The organism is Enterococcus massiliensis (genome assembly GCF_001050095.1).
Classification (GTDB): domain Bacteria; phylum Bacillota; class Bacilli; order Lactobacillales; family Enterococcaceae; genus Enterococcus_C; species Enterococcus_C songbeiensis.
Genome location: NZ_CVRN01000007.1, coordinates 202,045 through 218,250, shown reverse-complemented (window position 1 = coordinate 218,250; position 16,206 = coordinate 202,045). Strand labels below are relative to the sequence as shown.

The window sequence follows — 16,206 nt, the reverse complement described above, 5'->3', positions numbered from 1 at the left end:
TTTCCTCGCCTTCCTATGTAAAATCAAGTATGCTAAATATAATCAAACAATTTGTTAAAGAATTTTTTCAAGGGGAATTAGCGAATGAAGAAAAAAATTTATTTTTTGTGTACTGGAAATTCTTGTCGAAGTCAAATGGCAGAAGGATACGGGCATCTGTTACTGCCTGCCGAGGAAGTAGAAATCCGTAGTGCCGGTATCGAAACTCATGGATTGAATCCACGAGCAGTCGCCGTCATGCTGGAAGATGGTGTGGATATTCGGCAGCAGACTTCTGATTTGATTGATCCGAATTATTTTGCCAATGCGGATTTGATCGTGACCTTGTGTGGTGATGCCAAGGATAAGTGTCCAGTAATCCCCCAATCCGCTACCCATCTGCATTGGGATCTGCAAGACCCGGCACGAGTGACCGGCTCAGAAGAAACGATTATGGAAGCTTTTCGCGAAACCAGAGACACAATCAAAGCTCTGGTCGCTGGATTAAAAGATTAAAAAAACGGGAAAGCTCGAAGTTGAGCTTCCCGTTTTTTTGTTAGGCGCCTTCCACCATATCACGTTTTTTATATCCAACGTAACCTAAAAGGATCAGAACCAAACTGATCGCAGTAATCGTGAGGAAGGTAGGCGCATCAAATTTTTCCAATGGCATTTGAGGTATCCAACTTTGGATAGCCGTTTTCATAAACCAATCAGGCAAATCCAAGATGCCGCCAAAATAATTCAGCATGAAGGAATAAGCAAGGTAGGCATAAATCAATTTTCCAACTTTAGGTGCCCAGCCCAGCGCAAGAGCAGCAAGACCTGCGCAGAATAAAACAGCAGGATAAAAATTAAATCCAGCAGCTAAAAAGTCCCCCATGTCCATGGAAGCACCATCTCCCATAGCCGCAAGTGCGGTACCACCTAAACTGCCGGCACTCAACAAGACACCAAACACGCTGGCGATAAGTGCCAAGGCAATTGTGGTCCAGTATAATTGTCCACGGGTGATCTTTGTTGAATACAGTTGGCTTAGATGCAGACGAACTTCTTCTGCAAATAGCTTGTTGATGATTGCAACTGGCAAAATCGTTGCTAAACCAGTCAGCACAATCATGATTGTACCGGTAAAGGATTCTTCAATCGAAGCTCCGGTTGCAGCAAACATTTGTTTCATCAAGTCATTGCTTTCAAGGAAGGTTTGCATATCGCCATAGATTGAGCCATAAGCAGCCCCCATGATAACAAAAGCAATCAACCAGCTAATCGTTACACCTTTGTTCAGCTTGATAAATAAGCCGTGAACAGAAAGCAGTGATTTTTTTGCGGTTGCCCGACCTTCTCGTTCAGGAAGATAACCAGCATTCATGTCACGACCCCCTTCAAGAGCAAAGGCGAGAATGACCATCACCAGAATAAAAAGCAATCCCCAAAGCAATGGCAACCAATTATTTTCAGTAAAAGGATAGGTGAGATAGGTCCAGCTCATTGGATTAAAAGCGGACAAATCTAGATTGGAAACATCGGTCCCCGCTCGCACAATGTACAACAAGCCGACGATACCAAGAGAAGCACCCGTTGCACCGGAAGAAGTCGGCATGATTTGCGCCATGACTAAGGCGATGACCGCCCCAAGGACACCGGCGAAGGCGATGGACAAACCGAAAAGTATCGCGCCGGTAGTTGTGATGGAATCCACACCGAAGCTGATCATTGCGCCGCTGATGACAACTGCCATCAAAAGATTGATCAAAATTGTTTCTGCTAAAACCGCTAACGAATTTGCCTGACGTCCTACACGGAAGGAGCGCACCAATTCAGTAAGACCTAAATCTTCTTCTTTGCGGGTGTGACCCACAACATGCAAGGCGGAAATAATCATTGCAAATAATCCACAAAACAGCAGCATTTCATGAGCGTACATGGCACCAATCGTGTAATCTGCCCCGTTTGTGATCGGTGTTGGACCTACCATCGAGATCATTGCCGGATTTTGCATGGTTTCAAACATACCGGCAGCACCTTGCCCTTTGGCGATTTCTTCAAAAGCAGGAACATATGCTCCGGAAAACAACCCAATTCCCAAAACCCAAAAAATAATTTTTTTCCAATCACGTTTTAGGTACTGTACAAAAAGTACGCCCCAACGTGCAAATTTTTCATTCATCTTTTTTTCCTCCGTTCCACCACTTAGCCTTCATAATGACGCATGAATAAATCTTCAAGCGTTGGCGGCACTGATTCAAATTTTTTCACGCCTAATTTAGCCGCAGCCAGCAAAATGTCATTGATATATTGATTATCTACTGAGAATTTAGCCTGGTGCTCTTTTTGTACAAAATCGTGGACACCTTGCAGAGAAGCTAAAGAAGACACATCGCCGTCTGCTGTTAAAGTAACAGTAGAACGGGTCAAGTGGCGCAATTCGTCCAGTGTACCTGTTTCCACCACTTTTCCTTGGCGGATAATTACGACTTTGTCAGCCAGACGTTCTACTTCACTTAAAATATGAGAGGAAAGCAGAATCGCTTTGCCGGCGTTTTTAATTTTTTCCACTTCATCTTGGAAGACTGCTTCCATTAGAGGATCAAGTCCGGAAGTTGGTTCATCAAAGATATACAAATCAGAATCAACGGACAATGCGGCAATCAAGCCGACTTTTTGACGATTTCCTTTTGAATATCCCTTGGCTTTTTTCTTAGGATCTAATTCAAAACGTTTGATCAGGTGATCTCGTTTGGCTTTGTCCCCGCCGCCATGAAGTTTAATGAACAAATCAATGATTTCGCCACCGGTCAGATTTCCCCAAAGAGCGACATCTCCGGGAACATAAGAGATTCGTTTATGAATATCCAAACTATCCTTCCAAACATCTTTGCCAAAGATTTCTGCCGCTCCGCCGTCACGATTGATAATGCCTAGTAACGTCCGGATAGTTGTTGATTTTCCTGCACCATTTGGTCCGATAAACCCAACCACTTCGCCCGCACCGACTGTAAAAGAAACATTATATAGTGCTTGGAACTTTCCAAATTTCTTTTGCAAACCTTGTACTTTCACAATTTCTGCCATAACCCTATAACTCCTTTTTATTTCCAAATTTATAACGTGCTTTCCGGTTTGTCCCAAGAGAAAGATAAACAAAAAGAAAAATTATTGCGATAGATAGTTTATTTTCTTGCTTATTTTCCGTTGTTTTAAACTAAAGTTCATTTACAAGGTATATAATATTCCTTTTTCATCGGATAGTCAACGGAAATACTATAAAAATAAAACTATTTTCCACTTGATAGTTTATAACTTACTATATATAATAGGAATAGAAAACTTATGGACGAAATTAATGTTTAAAACCTTTATTTTATATCCATTAAATAGAAAGTTGGCATTCAAATGAATGGCTTTGAAAAACGAACGGAAGAAAAGAAGCAACAAGTGTTACATGCGACCTTTGAGCTGATGAATTCAAACACAGGAATCGAAAATGTGACGGTTGAAGAAATCGTCAAACAATCTGGAGTCAGCAAGGCGACGATTTTTAAGTATTTTGGTAATAAGGAAAACTTGATCAGCGAAGTATTCAAGGATTTTTTGAATCGGATGGGAGATACTGCCCGGCAGATCATGAAGGAAAACCGACCTTTTGAAGAAACGATTATTGCTATGAGTAAAAATAAGATTCATTTTTTTGAGAAGGTGAATAAACGATTTTATATCGATTTGATGGACCATGTCACTCAAAAAAAAGATGATGATCTCTCCACCTTGATGGAAGAATATAGTAAGGAAAGTTTTACGATCATGTTGGATCTTTTTCATCGGGGACGAAAAGAAGGCAAAGTTGCCTTGAAATATTCAGATGAATTTCTGTTGCTGTATTTTGAAGCTTTGGTGGAGGGAATTTCTAATCCGCGGATTTATGCAAAAATCATGCCTTATACGCAGGAATGGACAGAAATGATTTTAAAGGGTATTGCACCGGACGAAGGGTAAAACAAAAAGGCGAAAACATTCTCGATTTTTCTTAGAGAGTGTTTTCGCCTTTAATTGTTACGAATCGTTTCTGAGAACAACCACCAGCCCGTCAGCATTGCTTTTCCCTGAGTTCGATTTGTTTGACACGACCGCCGATGCGTTGTGCAAACAGCTCTGATTGTCTTTTGTCAGAAAAAATCATCAGCTTTTCTGGCGACTTGTCCCGCGTACGATGACCGTCTTTTGCGATATAGCCGTGAAAGACTTTGACTGCATACATCCAGGTTCCCCCTTTTCTTTAGATTACTTCATATTATAGGAAAGCGGTTGAAAATATGCAAGATGTCTGCCTGTTATTTCTATGATATGCGCTTTTTTTAAGGTTTTTTGAAACTTTCAGAAAAAAATCAGTGCAATTTTGCATATGTCGCAAAAATTTGGTGCATTTCCGGTTGGGTTTTCTTTAATTGAATTAGACGACCAGTTTCCCGATTCAAAAAACAGTGTTCACTGGCACCGGTGGTCAGAAGTTGTTCTTTAGTATTGTAAATCTCGTAACGAAAATCCAATCGAGTACCGGTATAGTTTTCGACAAAAATTGCAATGCGAATTGAATCCTCGTAGCGAATCATCTGCTTGTACTGACAACTGACCGCTAAAACGGGAACGATGATTCCAGCGGCTTCCAATTGTTGATAGGGCAGGTGTAAATAGTCCAACAATGCTACGCGGGCTTCTTCAAACCAGCGAATGTAATTGGAATGGTGAATGATTCCCATCTGATCAGTTTCGTAATAATGAGGGGTACGGACATAACCGGGATATAGATTCATAGGTGATTTCTCCTTAAGCAGGACAAGCAAAGCTCAGCTGCAGTTTGTAATTGTCTTTCATTTAGTTTAAAGCAAGTTGGCAAAAAGAAAAACCTTGTTTTGAAAATTTCCATGAAACATCTTGACATTTCTAGTATAATTTAGTAGGTTAATGGTAATATGAAAATCGCTGAAAGAGAAAGTACGTTGCAGGCAGCTTTCAAGAGAGAACTAGCGTGGCTGAAACTAGTTTAAGGGTTGCAACAGAAGGACGCTCTGGAGATGAACGGGAGAAAAGCCGTTCCGTGTGCAAACGTTATTTGCTTAGAGGAAGACAGCTTGCTGTTTTCAAATTTAGGTGGTACCGCGTATGACAGTCATTCGCCCTTGTTCAATGAACAGGGGCGATTTTTTTATTGAAAAAATTTGCCGACACGTTTTTTACGAAGACACTGTTCGCAGGTGCGTCTTTGGCATAAGACAATTATAGGAGGAAGAAAAATGAGTTATCAACGTCCAAAAGGAACCAATGATATCTTGCCGGGAGAATCAGAAAAATGGCAATTTGTAGAAGAAACAGCCCGTTTGTTGTTTCATGATTACCAGTATAATGAAATTCGGACACCGATTTTTGAACATTATGAAGTGATCGCCCGCAGTGTTGGCGACACGACCGATATCGTATCAAAGGAAATGTATGACTTTTTTGATAAAGGAGAACGTCATGTGACCCTGCGCCCAGAAGGTACAGCGCCCATCGTCCGTTCTTTCGTGGAAAATAAATTATATGGTCCAGAATTTGCAAAGCCGTTTAAAACTTTTTACATCGGCCCAATGTTTCGCTATGAACGTCCGCAAAAAGGGCGTTTACGTCAATTTCACCAAATCGGTGTCGAAGCATTCGGTAGTGAAAATCCGGCGACGGATGTGGAAAGTATGGCGATGGCTTTAGATTTCTTCAAACAACTAGGTATTCAGCAAATTCGTTTAGTCATCAATTCATTAGGGGACAAAGAAACTCGGGCAGCTTATCGACAAGCGTTGATTGATTACTTGATGCCTCATAAAGCAGAGCTTAGTGAAGATTCACAGCGTCGGTTAGAGGAAAATCCATTGCGGGTTTTAGACAGCAAAGACCGACAGGACAAACAATTTGTTGCGGACGCACCATCGATTTTGGATTATTTGAGCGAAGACGCCCGCAAGCATTTTGACCAAGTGGTACTGATGCTGGATGCGTTAAATATTCCTTATGAAATTGACAGCAACATGGTTCGGGGATTGGATTATTACACCCATACGATTTTTGAAATCATGAGTGACGCACCGGGAATGGGGGCGCAGGCAACGATTTGTGCCGGCGGACGTTACGATCAATTGGTAGAAGAATTAGGGGGACCTGCGACGCCAGGCTTTGGTTTTGCCATCGGAATCGAACGGGTCTTGTTGACCTTGGCGGCAGAAGAAGTCGTTGTGCCGGCATTGAATGAGTTGGATGCCTATGTTGTCAGCATTGGCGAAGCAACAAACGTGGAAGCGTTGAAGGTTGTCCAAGCCATCCGTAATTTTGGTTTTTCTGCTGATCGGGACGTGATGCAGCGTAAAGCCAAGGCACAATTTAAAACAGCCGACAAAGCTGGTGCCAAATTGGTCTTGACTTTAGGTGAAGATGAATTGGCAAAGGGCGTTATCAATGTTAAATCAATGGCTAGCCGAAAAGAAGAAACCTTCCCGTTAGTTGATATTTATCAAAATTTTGATGATGTTTATGATGAAATGAGTTTACTTGAAGAAAAATAGTCGTCAGAGTCACTGACACTATCGGAAATTTACCACCAAAAAGGAGCAAATGAAATGGCAAAACGTACAGTATATTGCGGTCTGGTCTCAGAAGAACAAGTAGGTCAGACAGTTACATTAAAAGGTTGGGTTCAAAAAAGACGGGATTTAGGCGGCGTGATTTTTATTGATTTGCGAGACCGTGAAGGCATCGTTCAAGTTGTTTTCAATCCGGAAAAATCAAAAGATTCATGGGAAATTGCAGACAAATGTCGGAGTGAATACGTGATTGAAGTGACCGGTGAAGTCATGCACCGGTCACCAGAAGCAATCAATCCTAAGATGGTAACAGGTCGTTTTGAAGTAATGGTTTCTCAAATCACAATTTTGAACAAGGCAAAAACACCGCCATTCATGATTGAAGACGATCAAAAGGTCAATGATGAAATTCGGATGAAATATCGTTATTTGGATTTACGCCGACCAAAAATGACGCAAAATTTGATTTTGCGGAATAAAACAACGCAAGCCATCCGTCACTATTTAGATGAAAACGACTTTTTGGATATTGAAACGCCTTATTTGGCAAAATCAACACCAGAAGGCGCGCGGGACTATTTGGTTCCTTCTCGTGTCCATGCCGGGCATTTTTATGCGTTGCCACAATCGCCACAGATTTTCAAACAATTATTGATGAATGCCGGCTTTGATCGTTATTATCAAATCGTTCGTTGCTTCCGTGATGAAGATTTGCGGGGAGACCGACAACCGGAATTTACCCAAGTGGATATTGAAACGACCTTTTTAACAACAGAAGAAATTCAAGAGTATACGGAAGGCCTGATCGCCAAAGTGATGAAGGACGTAAAAGGAATCTCCGTTACCTTACCTTTCCCTCGGATGACTTATGATGAAGCAATGGGACGTTACGGCAGTGACAAACCGGACACCCGTTTTGGAATGGAATTAATTGATTTAAGCGACGTAGTGAAAGAGGTTGATTTCAAAGTTTTCCAAATGGCCTTGGAACATGGCGGCGTTGTTAAAGCGTTGAATGCAAAAGGTGCAGCTTCCCGTTATTCTCGTAAAGATATGGATCAATTAGGACAATATGCCAGCCAATTTGGTGCTAAAGGATTGGCTTGGTTGAAGGTTGAAGAAGACGGCTTGAAAGGCCCAATTGCAAAATTCTTAACGGAAAAACAAGAAGCCATCATCCAAGCAACCGATGCCGAAGTCGGCGACTTGCTGATGTTTGGTGCGGATAGTTTTGGTATCGTTTCTGCAACATTAGGCGCAATCCGTACCCGAATGGGGAAAGAATTAGGCTTGATTGACACGACAAAATTCAATTTCTTATGGGTAACTGATTGGCCTCAATTTGAATACGACGACGAAGCAAAACGCTACGTTTCTGCTCACCATCCATTTACGATGCCAAAAGAAAGCGACATTCCGTTATTGAGTACCGATCCGGCTAAAGTGTATGCAGAAGCTTACGATATCGTGTTAAACGGATATGAACTTGGCGGCGGCTCATTGCGGATCCACACCCGGGCTATTCAAGAAAAAATGTTTGAAACACTGGGCTTTACCAAAGAAGCGATGGAAGAACAATTTGGTTTCTTATTGGAAGCGTTGGATTACGGCTTCCCTCCTCATGGCGGAATCGCTTTGGGACTTGACCGTTTTGTAATGCTGTTAGCCGGTGAAGAAAATATTCGAGAAGTGATTGCCTTTCCTAAAAACGGAAAAGCAGTTGATCCAATGTCTTCTGCACCAAGTACTGTAGCACCTTTACAATTATTTGAGCTAAATATCGATGTTACGTCAATCGAAGAAGAATAAGTTTTTATGAAAAGGACGACTTTTATTAGTTGTCCTCTTCTTTTTGCAGAAAATTTTCGTATAATAAAAGGAGAATGTTTGAAACGAGGGCCCGTTTTCCATGAATAAGCTATTTAAATTTTTACCCCATCCCGATTATGCAACAAAATTTTCCTATTCGATCGTGTATGCTATTTTAGCGTCGATCTCAGTGAATTTTTTTTATCAGCCGGGAAATATTTATTCCAGTGGAATCACTGGAGTAGCGCAGATTTTGACGACATTGTCGAAAGATTTGATTGGGATTTATATTCCCGTGTCTGTCACTTTGTTGTTTTTGAATATCCCGTTGTTTTTCTTGGGCTGGTTTAAAATTGGTCATAAATTTACAATTTTTACCGGCATCACGGTTGTTTTAACATCGATTTTCATGCAGATTATGCCGGAAGAGGTATTGTCGGATGATCCGATTATTTGCGCAATTTTCGGCGGGGCAATCATGGGAGCGGGCATCGGTTATGCCTTAAAGAGTGGTCTGTCTTCAGGAGGTCTGGACTTTATCAGTATCGCCATCCGCAAAAAAACGGGCGGCACAGTTGGCTCCATCTCGATTTTTTTTAATTTGTTTATCATGTTGGCTGCCGGAATTTTATTTGGTTGGCAGTATGCCTTATACAGCGCGTTGGCTATTTTTGTCAGTGGCAAGGTAACAGACGCTGTTTTTACCAAACAGAAAAAAATGCAAGTAACGATCATCACCCGTTATCCGGATCGCGTGATTCATACGATTCAGCATCGGATGCGGCGGGGAATCACGATTATCAATGAAGCAGAAGGCGCCTATCATCACGACAAACAAACGGTGTTGCTGACGGTCGTTACCCGTTTTGAACTGCCGATGCTGCGTAATGCCATGAAGGAAGCTGATCCAAAGGCTTTCGTCAGTATCGCTGAAAATGTACAGATTTTGGGTCGTTTTTACGAAGAAGAATTATAGGGGAAATTTTTTCTGTAGGTCACACAACTTCACCCTTCGCCAAAATCGAACAAATGTTTAAGTTTTTACGAAAGTGTTTGAAATTCTTTAAAGAAATGTGCTATTTTTCATAGGAATATGGCATGATGAAAAAGCATACCTATTGGGGAAAACGGGGAATCAAAAATAGCTGATTTTAGCCGTAAACAGAGGTATCAAGACTAAAAAAAGGAAAAGTTGGAATGTAGGATGCAGCAAAAAAAACGACTAAAAAAAAGCCGCTACATCACAGGATTTGATGGAATCCGTACCCTTGCTGTGATCGGCGTCATTTTTTATCATTTATTACCAACAAGAATGCGGGGAGGTTATTTAGGAGTACCCGTATTTTTTGCGGTATCAGGTTATTTGATTACAGACTTACTCAGGCAAGAATGGGATCAAAACGGTAAAATTGCTATGTGGCAGTTTTATGTTCGTCGAATGAAGCGGCTCTACCCGGGGCTGGTCTTTTTGATGGTCACAGCAACGGCATATATTACACTGTTTCAACGGAATTTATTGAATAATTTAAAAGGAATTTTTTCCAGCAGTTTGCTGTACTTCAATAATTGGTGGCAAATTCAGCACGGGATGTCCTATTTTGACCGCTTTGCTAATGAGTCACCCTTTACCCATATCTGGTCACTGGCAGTGGAGGGACAAAACTATCTTGTTTGGCCTTTGCTCTTTGTCCTGCTGATGCTGCTGGTAAAAAAACGACGCTACATTTTTTATACGGTGTTTGCTTTATCTTGCGTTTCCGCAATTTGGATGGCCGTTAAATTTGTACCAGGAGCGGATCCTACACGGGTTTATTATGGTACGGATACGCGAATGTTTTCCATCTGGTTGGGTTCTGCGCTGGCATTTATCTGGCCCAGCACACATTTGAAGGAAGAAATTCCCCGACAAGCCAAACACTTGCTCAATTCAGTGGGGATTGTTTCATTTCTCCTTTTAGTGGCAGCCTTCTTCTTTTTAGATGCCCACTATACTTTTGTGTATTATGGCGGGATGTTTTTGATTAGTTTGTTGTGTGTGCTTTTAGTGGCAGTGGTCGCACATCCTGGTGCCAGTTTGAACAAATGGTTGACCAATCCGGTTTTCAGCTATATTGGCAAACGCAGCTACGGCATCTATCTGTATCAGTTTCCAGTGATGATTTTTTATGAAGCAAAAATCAACAGTATTGCCGAAAATGTTTGGTTGCACACCTTGATTGAATTAGCTTTGATTTTTGGAATCAGTGAGTTAAGCTACCGCTTTATTGAAAATCCATTGCGCCGCTTTGACTATCGCAAGAGTTGGCAAGTTGTCAAAGGCTGGTTCAAAAAACCATTCATCAGTTGGCAAAAACCTTGGTTAGTGCCGGGAATTGCCGTTTTAGTGGTTGCCATTGTGGGGTTAGTGATTGCGCCAACAAATTATGTGGACGCAGATCAAAAACAACTGCAAGAAAAAATCGCAGCAAATAAAGAGGCGGCTGAAAAATCCAAACAGACCAGCACAACTGCTTCTTCGGAAGAAAATCAAAATCTGACAGAAGAACAAAAAGCACTGACGCAAAAGTATGGATTGACACAAGCACAAGTTAAAAAAGCACAATCGATGGACTTAACGGCTTTTGGTGATTCGGTTATGCTGGATGCTACTACCGATCTAAAAGAGATTTTTCCAAAGATTATTGTTGATGCGGATGTCGGACGACAGCTTTACGAGAGTGCCGAGTTAGTGAAGCAGTTGCGAGAAGATGATTTGCTAAAGGAAAATGTCTTGATTGGTTTAGGCACGAACGGTTCTTTCACTGAAGCACAATTTGATGCCTTCATGAAAGAAATTCGTGACCGCAATGTCTATTGGATCAATGTTCGAGTTCCGACACAACGTTGGCAAAATGAAGTCAATACGATGCTGGAAAAAATGGCGAAGAAATACAAAAATATTACACTTTTGGACTGGTATGGACTGAGCAATGAGCAGGAAGACTGGTTCTATAATGACCGGGTCCATCCCGATGCGGACGGTATGATTGAATACTGCAAACTGGTTTCACAAACAATTTTAAAATAAAAAAAGGAGTCCTTTTTGAACCGCCCCCACTTAACGTTGCAGGGCGGTTTATGGAAGGGCTCATTTTTTATTGGCAAATTTTCGCATCCAAAGAGGCAACTGGCGACTGATTTCAGTAGGGAGTACTACATAATTTTTCTCTGCCAAGCTGTCGCCAATCAAGCTGTGAAGATATACCGCAGCGCCAATCGTTTGTTCATCTGACGGAAATTGAGCTAAGAAACCGGCAATCATTCCCGCTAAAGTATCCCCCATACCGCCGGTAGCCATCGCCGGATTACCGAGAGGATTTGTATAAATCTGGTCCGCTGTATAAATTTCTGTGCGGTGACTTTTCAACACGATGGTGGCACCTAGTTTTTGTTGGGCTGCCTGATTTTTTTCTGGGGTTTGTTGGGCAATCTCTAAACCGCTGAGACGTTGCCATTCCATTTGATGGGGCGTAAAAACGATTCGGGCAGGATTATTTAAGGGCAGTGGATCGGCCGCAAACAAGGTAATTCCTGAACCGTCGATAATCAGCCATTGTTCATTCTGTTTTTGGAGGACGACCTGCAAGAGTCTTTTACTGAAATCAGACAGACCTAAACCAGGACCAATGACGACAACATCAGCTGTTTCAAGCAATTCAGTGACCTCTTCCTGCCAATCGACCACCATTACTTCCGGCAAACGGCAGTGCAGCGAGGAATGGTTTTTGGTAGCTGTCACGACGGTTGTTAGTCCGGCACCAGCATGGACACAGGCTTCTGCGGACATGATGATTGCACCACCGTATTGCGAGTTTCCTCCAATCAGGACAACACGCCCATAATCACCTTTGTGACTTTCCAATCGGCGGGGACGAATCACTTTCGTCACTTGTTCTTCTGTTAATTCGATCATTTTCACGTGCTCCCTTCGTTTCCTTCATTATACCGAAGATCCAACAAACGGGAAATATTTCGAAAATTGGCACGATTCTTTTTCAATTCTTAAATAGAAATGGTATCATGGAACACGAAGGCATTTTTTGAATGCCAGTACCGTCTTCGCTTTTTGAAGAGGTAGATGAACAAGGAGGAATGGATATGACAATCGATTGGCAAAAAGAAGTCGATGCAAGAAAAGACGACTTATTAAAGGATCTTTTCGATTTATTGCGCATCAATAGTGAACGTGATGACGCGAAAAAAACAGTGGATGCGCCTTTTGGTCCTGGACCACGGGATGCGTTGCTGCACATGCTGTCTTATGGGGAACGTGACGGCTTTACGGTAAAAAATGTGGACAATTATGCGGGACATATTGAATTTGGCGAAGGTGCTGAAACGTTGGGAATCTTCGGACACATGGATGTCGTTCCCGCTGGAGACGGTTGGGAAACAGATCCTTATGAACCAGTGTTAAAAGATGGCAAAATCTTTGCACGCGGTTCTTCTGATGACAAAGGACCAAGCATGGCAGCTTATTATGCGTTAAAAATCATCAAAGAATTGAATCTGCCTTTATCTAAAAAAGTTCGTTTTGTTGTGGGTAGTGATGAAGAATCCGGTTGGGGAGATATGAACTATTACTTCCAACATGAAGAAAAACCCGATTTTGGTTTTTCACCTGATGCAGAATTTCCAATCATCAACGGGGAAAAAGGAAACGTAACCCTTAAACTACATTTCAAAGGAGAAAATGCGGGAGAATTTACACTGCATTCTTTTACTTCCGGACTACGAGAAAATATGGTTCCTGGAACAGCAACAGCAAAACTTACAGCTTCTTCAACGGAAGCAGCATTAGAAATGGAAACTGCTTATCTAGCTTATTTGAAAGAAAATCCAGTTTCTGGAACGATTACGACGGAAGACGCAGAAGTATCCATTGAGTTAGTCGGCAAAGGGGCACACGGTGCGCATCCTGAAATTGGAATCAATGCGGGAACCTTCTTGGCAGCCTTTTTAGATGGCTTTGCTTTTGGTGGACAAGCCAAAGACTTTGTACATGTTTTAGGAACAGTCGCTCATGAAGACTTTTATGGAGAAAAATTAGGCGTTGCTTACGAAGATGAAAAAATGGGTAAACTAACGATGAACGCTGGTTTAATCAGCTTTGTTGAAGGAAATGACGATAACGTGACGACCTTGAATTTCCGTTATCCAAAAGGTATGACGGCAGAAAAATTAGTTGCAGGTGTGACAGCTACGGCTAAAGGAGCGGTTGTTTCTCAAGGAGATCGCAACATGCCCCCTCACTATGTACCACAAGATGATCCATTGGTAGCAACTTTGCTGGCTGTTTATGAAGAACATACCGGTGAAAAAGGCTTTGAACAAATTATCGGTGGCGGAACCTATGGCCGTTTATTAGAACGAGGCGTTGCTTATGGTGCCATGTTCCCTGGATATACCGATACAATGCACCAAGCCAACGAATTTATGGAACTAGATGATTTATTGCGGGCAACCGTGATTTATGCAGATGCTATTTACAGATTAGCAAAATAATTGAAAAAAACTTTCCCAATTAATTTGGGAAAGTTTTTTTTATCTCTATCTAGTTAATAAAAAATTTTCAGCTTGCCGTTAAGAATACATTGCTGTCTAGAAGACCACCATCATTTTTTAAAATCAAGGTATGAAGTGTTTGATTAAAATCAAGGATGGGATTTTCTCCAAGAAAGACTGTTTCATAGTCAGAAGTGAAGACTGAAAAGCGGTCGTTATCTAGTTGTTGGGTAAATGGGGACACTGGTGCATCAACCAATACAAGTTGAAAACGATCACCAATCATACAACAGCCGGCAGCTGATGAAAATTGATTGGAGCCATCGTTTAAAGTGAGTAAAATACTCTTTTTTTCTTCCTGTTTTGTTTCCAAAAAAGCTTGTGCGGTTGGAGTAATGGTTAATTTCAAGAAAGATTCCTCCTTTTTCGACTGTCGGTAGTGAAAGGGGCAGCCGTGATTTGAGTATAGTTGGTGACTGGTTTTTTGTGAAATACTTTGCCTGACAGAAAAAAACCACCGGGAGTTTTTGTCCACAGCGGTTTTATCAATAGTCAGGTTAATCTTTTAAACGTTGGATATCCAATACCGTTCCGGTTTGGGCATCAGCTAAAAATTCGTAGGTAATCAATTGCCCATCTTCTAAGCGGGTGATTCCTCCTGTGTAGCCTTGAGAGTGAACGGCAAATTTGCGCAAAGGTTGTTTTTCAAAATTAATCCATGAGCCTTCAATGGGTCCTTCTTTTAAAAATGCTCGTTTCACGGTGGTCAAAACATCATCCGGTGAAAGAAGCTGCTTGTTTTTGAACCATAAGGCAGAGGCGACGCCACCTACTAGACCCATACTCATCCCTAATGCTAGGCCGCCTTTAAAATAATTAAATTGATTGTCATTGTCCATAGGTGTTCCTCCTTATGTCGAAAACTGCGATAGTTTGTTTTGTTATTTGAAGGGTTCACTAGTATTTTACCATAAAAATAAAAAATGTTTAGAGGAGAGGCACTTGTTTTTCTGATTTTGCGCTATAATGAAAGGTGTTTTTCAGAAGGATGAAGAAAAAGAAGCAAGGGAGGAATTACCTGAATTTCAGGTGAGCATTTGATGGAAGAAAAAACATTTCAACGGATCAAAGAATTGACTGAACTCCAAGGAACCAGTGGATTTGAACAAGAGGTCCGCACCTATATGCGAGAAAAAATCACTCCATTAGTAGATGAGGTACAACAAGACGGCTTGGGAGGGATCTTTGGGATTCGTCATCACGAAGAAGCCGATGCAAGACGGGTGATGGTAGCGGCACACATGGACGAAGTCGGGTTTATGCTGACACAAATCACCGAACGTGGGTTGTTTAAAGTCGTTCCTCTAGGTGGTTGGAATCCGTATGTTGTTTCTGCGCAACGATTTACGTTAAAGACAGCTGGCGGGAAAAATTATCCTTGTATCTCTGCATCAATTCCACCACATTTATTGCGGGGAACAGCCGGACAAAAAGCATTGGAAGTAACGGATGTTTTATTTGATGCCGGATTTGAATCAAAAGAAGAAGCCGAAAGTTTCGGTGTCAAACCGGGAGATACGATCGTCCCTCAAGTTGAAACAATCAAAACAGCGAACGGCAAAAATATCATTTCAAAAGCTTGGGATAATCGCTATGGCTGTACGGTGGTGTTGGAAGCACTAGAAGCGTTGCAAAAGGAAAAACTTGGGCACACCCTGATTGCTGGGGCAAATGTGCAAGAAGAAGTCGGTTTGCGAGGGTCAAAAGTGGCAACTACAAAATTCAAACCGGATTTATTTTTTGCCGTTGATTGTTCTGCGGCAGATGACACGGTTACGAAAAACGGCACATTCGGGCATCTGGGAGATGGCACGTTGATGCGTATTTATGATCCAGGCTTGATTATGCTGCCACGTTTGAGAGAATATTTATTAGATACAGCTGAAAGCAACCATATCCCATATCAATATTTTGTTTCAAAAGGCGGTACAGATGCTGGGGCTGCTCATCTTTCAAATGAAGGGATTCCAAGTACGGTTATTGGTGTAGTGGGACGTTACATCCATACCCATCAAACGATGTTTAGTATCGCTGATTTTGACGCCGCACGGGAAATGCTGATCCAAACATTGAAAGGCTTGGATCAATCCACAATCGATACGATTATTCAAGGTTAAAATAAAAACTGTGATTTCTCATGATTTTGTTGAGGAGTTGCAGTTTTTTTAAATTTAAAGGAAATTACCTTGTATTACACCGGATTTTG

The 16,206-nt window shown here is 41.7% G+C and carries 15 protein-coding genes and 1 other annotated feature; of the genes, 8 read left to right on the top strand and 7 right to left on the bottom strand.

Going from position 1 to position 16,206, the window contains the following annotated elements:
- The first annotated feature begins 84 nt into the window (after positions 1–84).
- Complete coding sequence (gene arsC, locus BN1875_RS08310; protein ID WP_048604386.1) at positions 85–495, top strand: arsenate reductase (thioredoxin); 411 nt, start codon at positions 85–87, stop codon at positions 493–495.
- Between the two features lie 40 nt (positions 496–535).
- Here the strand turns inward: arsC and BN1875_RS08305 are convergent, their stop codons facing one another.
- The gene (locus tag BN1875_RS08305) at positions 536–2,149 is read right to left on the bottom strand and encodes an ABC transporter permease (RefSeq protein ID WP_048604385.1); all 1,614 of its coding nucleotides are present in this window, start codon (positions 2,147–2,149) and stop codon (positions 536–538) included.
- Positions 2,150–2,172: 23 nt separating this feature from the next.
- On the bottom strand, positions 2,173–3,054 hold the full coding sequence (locus tag BN1875_RS08300) for an ABC transporter ATP-binding protein (protein WP_048604384.1): 882 nt from the start codon (positions 3,052–3,054) through the stop codon (positions 2,173–2,175).
- Between the two features lie 321 nt (positions 3,055–3,375).
- Between BN1875_RS08300 and BN1875_RS08295 the strand changes: the two genes are divergently transcribed.
- Entirely contained in the window at positions 3,376–3,975 is a 600-nt protein-coding gene (locus BN1875_RS08295; protein ID WP_048604383.1) for a TetR/AcrR family transcriptional regulator, read from the top strand.
- Between the two features lie 91 nt (positions 3,976–4,066).
- Here BN1875_RS08295 and BN1875_RS13730 read toward each other — a convergent pair whose 3' ends face one another.
- Together BN1875_RS13730 and BN1875_RS08290 are read right to left on the bottom strand one after the other, a co-directional pair.
- Positions 4,067–4,237, bottom strand: coding sequence for a hypothetical protein (locus tag BN1875_RS13730; RefSeq protein WP_171000770.1), 171 nt, complete (start codon positions 4,235–4,237; stop codon positions 4,067–4,069).
- Positions 4,238–4,364: 127 nt separating this feature from the next.
- A complete protein-coding gene (locus BN1875_RS08290) occupies positions 4,365–4,790 on the bottom strand; it encodes an acyl-CoA thioesterase (protein WP_048604382.1) in 426 nt (141 codons plus the stop codon).
- Between the two features lie 160 nt (positions 4,791–4,950).
- Positions 4,951–5,161, top strand: a binding site (T-box leader).
- Positions 5,162–5,270: 109 nt separating this feature from the next.
- On the opposite strand from BN1875_RS08290, the gene hisS reads away from it, so the two are divergent.
- The 4 genes from hisS (at position 5,271) to BN1875_RS08270 (ending at position 11,463) form a co-directional block, all read left to right on the top strand.
- Positions 5,271–6,569, top strand: a complete 1,299-nt coding sequence (gene hisS / locus BN1875_RS08285; protein ID WP_048604381.1) for a histidine--tRNA ligase — start codon at positions 5,271–5,273, stop codon at positions 6,567–6,569.
- A 54-nt stretch (positions 6,570–6,623) separates the two neighbouring features.
- On the top strand, positions 6,624–8,396 hold the full coding sequence (gene aspS, locus BN1875_RS08280) for an aspartate--tRNA ligase (RefSeq protein ID WP_048604380.1): 1,773 nt from the start codon (positions 6,624–6,626) through the stop codon (positions 8,394–8,396).
- A 100-nt stretch (positions 8,397–8,496) separates the two neighbouring features.
- Positions 8,497–9,372 carry a YitT family protein gene (locus BN1875_RS08275; protein ID WP_048604379.1) on the top strand — a complete coding sequence of 292 codons (876 nt, stop codon included), beginning with the start codon at positions 8,497–8,499 and terminating at the stop codon, positions 9,370–9,372.
- A 228-nt stretch (positions 9,373–9,600) separates the two neighbouring features.
- Entirely contained in the window at positions 9,601–11,463 is a 1,863-nt protein-coding gene (locus BN1875_RS08270) for an acyltransferase family protein (protein ID WP_048604378.1), read from the top strand.
- Positions 11,464–11,523: 60 nt separating this feature from the next.
- On the opposite strand, the gene BN1875_RS08265 is transcribed toward BN1875_RS08270, so the two are convergent.
- A complete protein-coding gene (locus BN1875_RS08265; RefSeq protein ID WP_048604377.1) occupies positions 11,524–12,348 on the bottom strand; it encodes an NAD(P)H-hydrate dehydratase in 825 nt (274 codons plus the stop codon).
- A 185-nt stretch (positions 12,349–12,533) separates the two neighbouring features.
- Here BN1875_RS08265 and pepV point away from each other — a divergent pair, with 185 nt between their 5' ends.
- Positions 12,534–13,940: a dipeptidase PepV gene (pepV, locus tag BN1875_RS08260; RefSeq protein ID WP_048604376.1), complete on the top strand. Its 1,407-nt coding sequence runs from the start codon at positions 12,534–12,536 to the stop codon at positions 13,938–13,940.
- Between the two features lie 67 nt (positions 13,941–14,007).
- Here the strand turns inward: pepV and BN1875_RS08255 are convergent, their stop codons facing one another.
- Both BN1875_RS08255 and BN1875_RS08250 read right to left on the bottom strand, forming a co-directional pair.
- Complete coding sequence (locus BN1875_RS08255; protein ID WP_231586078.1) at positions 14,008–14,349, bottom strand: iron-sulfur cluster biosynthesis family protein; 342 nt, start codon at positions 14,347–14,349, stop codon at positions 14,008–14,010.
- 148 nt (positions 14,350–14,497) lie between these two features.
- Positions 14,498–14,839 carry a hypothetical protein gene (locus BN1875_RS08250; protein WP_048604375.1) on the bottom strand — a complete coding sequence of 114 codons (342 nt, stop codon included), beginning with the start codon at positions 14,837–14,839 and terminating at the stop codon, positions 14,498–14,500.
- 201 nt (positions 14,840–15,040) lie between these two features.
- Here BN1875_RS08250 and pepA point away from each other — a divergent pair, with 201 nt between their 5' ends.
- The gene (pepA, locus tag BN1875_RS08245) at positions 15,041–16,117 is read left to right on the top strand and encodes a glutamyl aminopeptidase (protein ID WP_048604374.1); all 1,077 of its coding nucleotides are present in this window, start codon (positions 15,041–15,043) and stop codon (positions 16,115–16,117) included.
- The last annotated feature ends 89 nt before the right edge of the window (positions 16,118–16,206 follow it).

Bases quoted from the DNA above. Each gene is read 5' to 3' on its own strand.
- arsC (WP_048604386.1), top strand. From the start codon at position 85: ATGAAGAAAAAAATTTATTTTTTGTGTACTGGAAATTCTTGTCGAAGT.
- BN1875_RS08305 (WP_048604385.1), bottom strand. From the start codon at position 2,149: ATGAATGAAAAATTTGCACGTTGGGGCGTACTTTTTGTACAGTACCTA.
- BN1875_RS08300 (WP_048604384.1), bottom strand. From the start codon at position 3,054: ATGGCAGAAATTGTGAAAGTACAAGGTTTGCAAAAGAAATTTGGAAAG.
- BN1875_RS08295 (WP_048604383.1), top strand. From the start codon at position 3,376: ATGAATGGCTTTGAAAAACGAACGGAAGAAAAGAAGCAACAAGTGTTA.
- BN1875_RS13730 (WP_171000770.1), bottom strand. From the start codon at position 4,237: ATGTATGCAGTCAAAGTCTTTCACGGCTATATCGCAAAAGACGGTCAT.
- BN1875_RS08290 (WP_048604382.1), bottom strand. From the start codon at position 4,790: ATGAATCTATATCCCGGTTATGTCCGTACCCCTCATTATTACGAAACT.
- hisS (WP_048604381.1), top strand. From the start codon at position 5,271: ATGAGTTATCAACGTCCAAAAGGAACCAATGATATCTTGCCGGGAGAA.
- aspS (WP_048604380.1), top strand. From the start codon at position 6,624: ATGGCAAAACGTACAGTATATTGCGGTCTGGTCTCAGAAGAACAAGTA.
- BN1875_RS08275 (WP_048604379.1), top strand. From the start codon at position 8,497: ATGAATAAGCTATTTAAATTTTTACCCCATCCCGATTATGCAACAAAA.
- BN1875_RS08270 (WP_048604378.1), top strand. From the start codon at position 9,601: ATGCAGCAAAAAAAACGACTAAAAAAAAGCCGCTACATCACAGGATTT.
- BN1875_RS08265 (WP_048604377.1), bottom strand. From the start codon at position 12,348: ATGATCGAATTAACAGAAGAACAAGTGACGAAAGTGATTCGTCCCCGC.
- pepV (WP_048604376.1), top strand. From the start codon at position 12,534: ATGACAATCGATTGGCAAAAAGAAGTCGATGCAAGAAAAGACGACTTA.
- BN1875_RS08250 (WP_048604375.1), bottom strand. From the start codon at position 14,839: ATGGACAATGACAATCAATTTAATTATTTTAAAGGCGGCCTAGCATTA.
- pepA (WP_048604374.1), top strand. From the start codon at position 15,041: ATGGAAGAAAAAACATTTCAACGGATCAAAGAATTGACTGAACTCCAA.